Source organism: Tunicatimonas sp. (genome assembly GCF_049647865.1).
In the GTDB taxonomy this organism is placed as follows: Bacteria; Bacteroidota; Bacteroidia; order Cytophagales; family Cyclobacteriaceae; genus Tunicatimonas.
In genome coordinates this window covers 1-3,213 of record NZ_JBARYM010000572.1, presented here as the reverse complement: position 1 = coordinate 3,213, position 3,213 = coordinate 1, and the positions used below count along the sequence as shown (strand labels likewise).

General features: G+C 43.4%; 2 protein-coding genes. One reads left to right on the top strand and one right to left on the bottom strand.

Annotation, left to right across the window (positions count from 1 at the left end; genetic code table 11):
* Positions 1-67: 67 nt before the first annotated feature.
* Positions 68-1,111, top strand: a complete 1,044-nt coding sequence (locus WBA23_RS16935) for a ThuA domain-containing protein (protein WP_424583470.1) — start codon at positions 68-70, stop codon at positions 1,109-1,111.
* A gap of 30 nt (positions 1,112-1,141) precedes the next feature.
* On the opposite strand, the gene WBA23_RS16930 is transcribed toward WBA23_RS16935, so the two are convergent.
* A partial coding sequence (locus WBA23_RS16930) for an FtsX-like permease family protein (RefSeq protein WP_424583469.1) occupies positions 1,142-3,213 on the bottom strand: 2,072 nt, incomplete at its 5' end.

The following is a 3,213-nucleotide window of genomic DNA, read 5'->3' as shown; positions in this document are numbered from 1 at the left end:
GTATTAAGCATAACGGAATTATTCCTTGGAAATTTTTAACTTCACTCGCTCAATCAATTCTAGTCATATGTTCAGATTACATTGGATCATTGCTTTACTGCTACTAGCCGCTGCATGCGGTGAGGCGAAGAAAACTGAAACAACCGACGCTCAATCTTTAAAACTAAAAGCCCTAATTATCGACGGTCAAAATAACCACTACATTTGGCCTAAAACCACTATGATGATGCAGGACTATCTGGAGCAAACCGGTTTGTTTAAAGTAGAGATTCATCGGATGGATTCGGTGTGGTTGGGCATTAAGTACAACGAAACTCGTCCCGTGCCTTATGAGGGCTATATTGAAATGTTCCCAATGGATTCTACCGCCTACGGCATATCGCCTGATCCGGTTAAGACATCCACGTTTTCGCTGAATTTTAGTCAGTACGATGTAATTGTTTCTAATCTGGGTGCTTCTTCGCCGCACTGGCCGGATGAAAGCAAGCGTAGTTTCGAAAAGTACGTAGCCGAGGGCGGAGGGTTTGTTGTAGTCCACGCCGCCAATAATGTTTGGTCTGAATGGCCAGAATTTAATAAAATGATCGGCTTAGGAGCTTGGGATGGTCGAGACAGTACGAGCGGTCCCTACGTGTTTTACACTGACGCCGGAGAATTAGAAAAGGACTTTTCAGCCGGAATTGGCGGATCGCACGGGCCGGAGTTTGAATACGTAGTGACCACGCGAGAGCCAGAGCATCCGGTAATGAAGGGACTACCCATTGAGTGGCTGCATACCCAGGATGAATTGTACGAACGCATGCGCGGACCTTTCGAAAATGCTACCGTGCTGGCCACGTCTTATTCAGATGTGGAAGGCAATGCCCCTCCTTGGGATCCTGAAGTGAAGGGACTGGGACAACATGTGCCTACAATCATGGCAATTAACTATGGTCAGGGACGGGTCTTTCACACCACTTTGGGTCACTTCGACTATTCTATGGAATGCGTGGGATTCATGACGACGCTACAACGAGGCACTGAATGGGCAGCTACCGGTGAGGTGACTCAAGAAGTCCCAGCAGAATTTCCGTCCAAGGATCAAACGCTTTCTCATGCGTGGAATAAGTAATGAACTCATTATTCATCACTCAGTAAGAAATTACTCTTCCCGCAAACTATTAACTGGATTTCGCCGGGCGGCAGTAAGCGTTTGGCCAGTGATGGTCATTAAGGTAAGGGCTAGAATGATGGCACCGGGCAACAGTAGTAGTCCTATACTAATTTCAATAGCGTAGGCAAAATTACTAAGCCATTCAGTAGCGAAGTAGTTAGCCACTGGAATAGCGATAATTAAAGCAATGCCAATCAGTTTCAAATAATCGGTAGAAAGTAATCGTATAAGATTACTCACTGAAGCTCCTAATACCTTCCGAATACCAATTTCTTTGGTACGCTGGGTCAGATTAAAGTAAAAGAGAGCAAATAATCCCAAAGAAGCAATAATCACGGCTAAACCTGAGAACAATCGGAATAACAAATTGAACTGACGTACAGATTGATACTGACGTTTGAAGAACTCATCTAGAAAGAAATACTCAAATGGACTACCCGGAAACAAAGCCTGATAATTCGCCTGAAGTTGGTCTATGGTTTGGTTGAGATTATTAGTATTTACTTCAACCGTGTAATAGTTAAGCGAGTGACTTGCCCAAAAAAGTATGGGTTCAATCGCTTTCTTTAAGCTTTGATGGTGAAAGTCTCGTACTACTCCGATAATTTCGCCTACTTCCCCGTTTCGCTGAATCTTCTGACCGATAGCCATTTCAGCTTTATCGAATCCTAGTAATTTCACTGCTGATTCGTTTACAATCCATTTAGTAGGGTTAGGTTCATTAAACGTCTTGCCAGCGATAAGGTCAATATCGTACTGTTGAAAATAGCTGGGTGCTACGGGTAGAATTGAAAAAACCCCAGAAGTTTCTTGCTCTTGCACTATAATTTGATCGTCATACCAAAAAATCTCCTGCCCCGGAACAGATGCACCTCCTGAAACGCTTAATACTCCTCTAAGAGATGCAATAGCCTGCTGGAATTGTGGAAACCTATTATTTAATCCGTACCCATAATTTACACTTTTAGGGGCTTTCAGGACAATAACCTGTTCAGGATCAAAACCTAAATTCTGCTGCTGCATAAAATGAATTTGCTGACTAGCTATCAGTGTTAACGAAATAAACACAAACGCCAGAGCAAACTGCCATACTACCAGCGCTCCACGCAATGAAGCTCCTGGAGTGCTCCGAGCGAATTGACCTTTTAGCACTTTTATAGGTTGATAGCCCGATAAGATAAAAGCCGGATAAAATCCGCTACCAATTACTAATGCTAACAAACAGAGGACTATTCCTATGAGCATGTCCGGGGAAGTACGAACGATAGTTTTAGTATTCAAACCAAGTTTTTCAGCTACAATAGGAAACGTCAGGTAGAAGATTGATGCTGCCAGTAAAACTGCAATCATATTTACGAGCAAGGTTTCTAAAAAGAACTGGCGGATAAGTTGACCACGTTGAGCACCCGCCACTTTGCGAATTCCAACTTCCCGGGCCCTGCGAAGCGCCTTAGCGGTGGTTAGATTTACAAAATTGATGTAGGCAATTAGTAGAATCAGTAACGCCAGTGCAGCTAACAAATAAACATACTGGGCACTTCCGTTTACCGAAGCTTCGTTCTGAAGGTCAGAATGAAGGTGAATGCTGGGCAACGGTTGCAGTCCAAATTGCCAGCTAACATTAGCTTCGGCAAAGCGTTTTTTATTGAAGTTCTGCACTATCGGTAGAAATTTATCTTCTAAGGTGTTCGGGTCAGTGCTCTCAGCAAACTGAAGGAAGGTGTAGGTATTATTCCACTCCCAGGAATCATCAAATTGGTGACCAACGAACTCAAACAGCGTAGGGTAGGAGACTAGTACTCCAATTTCAAGATGAGTATTCTCAGGTATATCTGCCATCACACCCGAAACTTTAAATTCCGGCGACTGACCGTCAAAATTCTCAGCGTCTATGGTAATTGTTTTACCAAGCGGGTTCTCCCGACCAAATAGTTTTTCAGCTGAGCTTTCACTAATTACTACGTTGAAGGGTTCTATTAAAGCTGTCTGAGGGTTTCCTAGTAGAAGCGTAAAAGAAAAGACTGAGAAGAAAGCGGAGTCAGCCAGGTAGATATCTTTCT

What these genes read in the sequence shown, in the direction of transcription:
- WBA23_RS16935 (WP_424583470.1), top strand. Translation starts at nt 68, where the DNA reads ATGTTCAGATTACATTGGATCATTGCTTTACTGCTACTAGCCGCTGCA.